At 34.6% G+C, this 6,130-nt stretch carries 2 protein-coding genes; both read right to left on the bottom strand.

From position 1 onward, the window contains the following. Positions 1–5,066 (bottom strand): beta strand repeat-containing protein (locus BLQ19_RS20555; protein WP_217637593.1); only part of this gene is annotated, 5,066 nt, incomplete at its 3' end. Positions 5,067–5,879: 813 nt separating this feature from the next. After that, positions 5,880–6,130 (bottom strand): integrase core domain-containing protein (locus BLQ19_RS20550; RefSeq protein ID WP_139150312.1); only part of this gene is annotated, 251 nt, incomplete at its 5' end.

Raw genomic sequence — 6,130 nt, 5'->3', positions numbered from 1 at the left:
GTTACGGTAGCGGTAGTGGTAACTACAGGATTAGTACCGTCATTAAAAGTTACGGTTACAATTTGTCCGTCTTCTACATCTGTTGTTGTTCCAGAAATAGTTACATCCCCGTCTTCTGCTGTATTTACAATACCGTCACCTTCAATAGGCGTGGTAATATCAATTGTAGGTGTTGTAATGTCAATAACAGCGGTGTCAGTAGCGCTGTTAGCGCCTACATTTCCAGCAACATCGGTAATAAAAGCAGTAGCTAGTATTGTACCTCCATCACCAGGACTTGCAAACTCCACATTTACAGTTCCGTTAGAGATATCTGTTGCAGATAAGGTAACAGTTTCAGTAAAACCATTTCCATCAGTAACAGAAACAATATCTCCGGCAACAGCATCTGCAGGTAAAGTTATTTCTACACCTATATCATCAGACAGTTCACTTAGAGAGATAAACTCATCGTTATTTGTGTCTTCGGTAATTATCAATGTAGGGGCAGTAGGAGGAGTTGTATCTAAAATACTATCTCTATAATCTACTTGGGGAGTTGATGTATTTTGATTATTAGGTAACGTAGTTGGATTGTCAATGGTACCATTAGGATCAGAATAGCCGGTAGTTGCATCTGTGTTGTCATCTAAGCCATCTAAATCAGAATCATTGTTAGCTAATGTTAATCCGGCCTCGGAAGTATCATTGCCACCTTCATTGTCACTATTTAAGTCAATATAATCAGGGGTATCTGTACTATCTGTATTTTCAGGAGTTATACCTCCTAAATAAGCACTATTAACACCACTGTTTGTTGTGTAAGTTGCAGTATTGTCTGCATTTGGAGATATATATCCTGCAGTGGTTTGTGCTTCTATATTATCTGGAATTCCATCATTGTCACTATCTAAATCAAGATTGTTAGGAATATTATCATTGTCAAAATCACCGCATTGTTGAGACAATTGAATATTATCTATCAGTACGCCTGTACTTCCTGTGCCTAATAAACCAGATGATTCAATATCAATTGTTATAGATGTACCAGTAGGGTTTAATTCTAGTGCATATGTATTCCATATAACAGTTGAAATTCTATTTCCTGCTCCTGACGCTCCATTTACAGTAGCTACGCTTGAAGGTTTTAGAACAGTAAGTAACACTCTTCCTGATCCGTAATTAACATAAACACTCGCTTCAAAAGCAGCTTCAGCAGAACTAAAGTCTAAGGAGAAATCTACAGTACTGCCAGGGGTGAAACCTGTATATGTTTTTTGAATATTGGCAGGGCTCGGGGAGCCGTAAAGATCAATATGTTGAAATCCTTTACTTGAATTAAATAGATCATAAATAACATCAAAAGTTCCTCCATTTGTTACAGCCCAACCTTCGATTGAAGTTTGGTTTATAAAAATATCTATTTCTCCGTCTAAATCACCGTCAGATTTACTTGGTGGGTTAGCAGTATCACTAACAAGATTTGGAATTTCGAATGAATCATTATATTCAACTACATCACATTCAACAGCATCTAAAATACCATCATTATCAGCGTCTAAATCGCAATTGTCAAACACACCATCGCCATCAGTGTCAACGGTTCCACAAGGATCATATATTGTATCATCCCTATAATCTACTTCTGGTGTATCAGGATTTTGAGTGTTAGGTAAAGATATAGGTGCATTAATAATACCATTAGGGTCCGAATAACCAGTTGTGGCATCAATATTATCATCTAAACCATCATTGTCCGCATCATTATTTGCTAATGTTAGTCCGGCTTCAGAAGTATCATTACCACCTTCATTGTCACTATCTAAGTCAATATAATCAGGGGTATCTGTACCATCTGTATTTTCAGGTGTTATACCTCCTAAATAAGCACTATTAACACCATTGTTTGTTGTGTAAGTTGTAGCATTGTCTGCATTTGGAGAAATATATCCTGCAGTGGTTTGTGCTTCTACATTATCAGGTAAGCCATCTCCATCACTATCTAAATCTAAATAGTTAGGTATACCATCTGGAGTTGTTTCTGAATCTGAAATGGTATAATTTACTGTACCAGCATCCTCATTACCAGCTCCTTGTACAGCGTCTGGAATACCATCTGTACCGACAGCACCTGTAACTTCTCCGTTAGAATGAAGAGCATTATGACCCGCTTCTACAGCATCATAAATACCGTCATTGTCAGAGTCTAAGTCTAAATGATCTGGGACATTGTCATTATCAGTATCTTTATCTGTGCAATATTGTAGTTCGTACAATTGCATTGTAACGTTTCCTGGGTTTGAAGGACTTTCTTTACCCGCTATTATTGTTATTTGTGTTACGGGACCTGGTATTGAAACAATAATGCTGTTGTTAGGAGCATTACTACCTGAAGCAGTACTGAAAGCTGACTGACCAGTGATTGTTATGTTAGCATCGGGGTTTGAAAGTATAACACTGCTGTTTGTACCTGAGTTTAATGCTTTAAAATCTGCTCTGTCAGAATTATCTAAACCTCCCCATTTAAATTGTACATTATATACGGGGCCATTAGTAAAGTCAATTGTATATACAGCAACATCTCCATTTTCAAAATTTGTATTTTGTGGTTGTACATTAATATAATCGCCCGATATAGAGCCGTTACTTTGGTTACTTACTCCAGATGCCCATGTTGCTGTACCTAGAAGATCAAAACTAAAATTAGCACTAACATCATCATAAGGGTACACACTATTTATTGTTCCGGGATCGTTTGTGGTAGAAAAAGTTTGACCTAAATCTATAAAACCTGGAGAACAATTAAGTTCTTCGATATCTAGTATTCCGTCATTATCATCATCTAAGTCATTAGAGTTAACATTGTCTAAAATGATACTTTCTGTATCTGAAGCAGGGTTTGCTACAACATCTTCTACGTTTGCGGTGATAGTAATAGTCCCACTGTTTAGACCTGAAATGTCTGCGTCTGTAGCTGTCCATATACCACCAATTACAGTTGCAGTTGTTGTTACAATAGGATTAACTCCATCATCAAAAGTAATAGTAACTATTTGGTTATCTTCTACATCTGTTGTAGTTCCAGAAACCGTAACATCATTATCTTCATCCGCATTTACAATACCATCTTTTTCAACAGGAGTGTCAATATTAATTGTAGGTAATTCTTTAGAACCTTTTAATGTAATTATTAAATCTGCCGTATCAGAACTTGTGCCATCTGATAGTCTATATAGAAAAGTTTCAGTTAGCGTATCTCCTGTTAGCAAACCGGCAACAGCAGGATTACTTGTATTTGGAGTATAGGTATAACTACCATCACTATTTACAACAATTGACCCGTATGTGCCAGTATATGTAACACCTACATTAGCAGCATTACCTTCAATTTCTGATATTACTATATTACCTGTGCCACCTTGCCAATAGATATCAGAGACACCTGCTATTTGACCTCCTTGATCTGCATCGGTTGCATCTGGACCATAACTATAGCTTAGTTTTAATTCATTAATAGGTTGTTCAAAAAACACGTTGATATTTCCCGTGGCATCACTAGGAATAGCACTTCCTATACCATAAAAAGTATTGTTTCCGGCATCAACCACACCGCCAGTTGTCACAAATTTAAAATTAGAAGCAGTACCGTTTAAGGAGCCATTTATTTGGATTTGATCTTGCCAGCTTGTCCCTTGGGAAAAATCTATATCTACTAGTAAAAACCCCAAGTTATATACCGGTTGATCAAATGTAATCGTCAACTCTGTAAAATCAGAATTATTGGTAGAGGCATCAATGGCATAACCTAAATAACCCGTGTGGCCACCATTGGAGTTTGTTTGGTTTACTACTTGATTCTGGTTTGCGATTCCTATTCCTCCGGCATCTGTAGAGCTAAAATTAAGTAGTACGCCATCAATAGTCCTAGATGTTCCGTTTATTGGTGCAGAATAATCTACAAAGAAGCCCCCTGGATCGCTAAATGCTGTTTCCCATACTAAGGTGGATAAACCTCTATCTACAGAGTCCGCGCCATCTACTCCGACATCTGTAATAATATTTCCAGTAACGTTGGTTTCTGTGACAACTATAATTTCATCGGTATTATCTAAAGCTACCGGGGCTTCATCAACACCATTAATAGTAATAGATAAAGTTCCATAATCAATTATTCCTAAGTTATCTCTAGCGGTGTAAGAAACAATATCAATCAACGATTCCCCGTTTTTAAGGCCTGTAATAGATGAACTTGTCTCATCTACATTGTAGGTATAATTACCATTTGATTGCATAACTATGGAACCATACAAAGTAGTATATGAATTTGAAACTTGAGTAGGGTATACATCTACTTCTGAAACTGTTAGTATATTTCCTATATCATTGATTAATACATTTCCAGTGATTGTACCTGTCGTGTTTGCCGCTATGCTATTAGAATCATCTACAGCATTTGGGGGAGTGGTATAGACTCTAATAATACTTTGCGCAGAAGTACTTGCTAAATTTGCATCTGTAATGGTTACTGTTGCAATTCTGTTACCATCTGTAGGTGTATTTGTTAGGTTTCCGTAGGTTATTGTATTAAAAAAAGTAATAAAGTCAGCATTTGGGATAGTGTTTCCTGATACTTCAGTAATAGTAAAACTGTTCAGGTTCTGTACTAGTCTGATTGTAGAGCTACCCACGTTATAATCTTTAGAAGCTGTAAGAGCGGTAAAATAATACAAATCTCCTGGATTTGTTATATACATCAATTCAGTACCGTCAACAGTTCCTGAGAAATCTATGGTGGCACTCAATATTGTATTGGTGTCAGAAGAGAGTGTAGGATTTTTGAATATAGCAGTGATTGAACCTGTAGTGGGTTTAAACTGTAAATCATTATCTAAACCAACTGTAGTACTATTTAAATCTAAAATAGGATCCGCAAAAAGCATAGTTAAATGAGGCAGCGATGAATTTGTGATACTATCTTTATCTATACTTGGATTTGCTTCTGAGGATAATCCCGTAAAAAATGATAATATAAATAAAAAAAGAACCATCATTTTTTTATTGCGAATCCTTATGTGTGGTTTTTTCATGGAAGTGTTTTTATGGAGGTCTGTTTTATTTTTTATAATTGAAATTATCGAAATCTTCAAATTCTAAATGTCCTAAACTTTTCAAAAGCCATTATGTATCGTTCAAATACCAATAACGTAAGATGAATTTTAATTACGTACGACTTTTCTCCTAATTGGGTTTTGTTTTATTAGGATAAAAATATTTTTTGTAATTCTTTTAATTAATTATTTGTTGTGAACTATAGCTTAATTAGTTGTAAGGTATATTATTTTTGATGTTTGAATTTTTATATAAATCATGTAAGTAATAGATTACGTAAAATAAGAAAATAAATTCTATTTTAAAATGTGACATGTTGTTTAATCGAAAAAAATAAGGGTTATGTCGATATTATGTTACCGTTTAACCGATTTCTAATTTTTAGAAAATAAATTCGGTCTACAGGATTTTGTATAAATAAGTAGAAATTAAAGTGCTAAAACCGATTGATAAATTGGTTGCTAATTGGCGCATTTCAATTTTAAGATTGAAAATATAAGCAAACGGATTTTATAAATTTTATGTTATTATGAAAGTGATTTTTCAAGCTAAAATTTCATAATATTCAGGAAAGTAAAAGAAAATTATAAAAAATAGCAGTTCACTAAAAACTAAAGCTCCACGTACCTATCAGAAGTTAAGCTACAAGAAAATAATATTGAAATGCTGGTATGATGCTCCTAAAATATCCTATAAATGTTTTTTTAGTACAAATTAACACTTCAATTATTCGAAAGATATTGGTGACATGGTGAAAGCTAATTTACAGTACAAGTGTAGACTTCCCCTTCTTAGGACACCTCTAATTTCGATAAATAATTATTATTTGGGTCAGATTTGATGAAGAATTTAAATTCTTCATCAAATCTGGGCATGAATTCTTTAGGTGATATATTACCTAAAGATTTATGCGGGTGATTAAAATTATAGTCTTCTCTCCAGTTGTCGCTTATTTTTTGAAGTTGATAAATGTCATTGAAATAATAGGCATCTAATATATCCTCCCTAAAGAAACGGTTAAATCGTTCTATATATCCATTTT

This window comes from Cellulophaga baltica (assembly GCF_900102165.1).
GTDB lineage: Bacteria > Bacteroidota > Bacteroidia > Flavobacteriales > Flavobacteriaceae > Cellulophaga > Cellulophaga baltica.
This window is presented reverse-complemented; position numbering and strand designations above follow the sequence as displayed.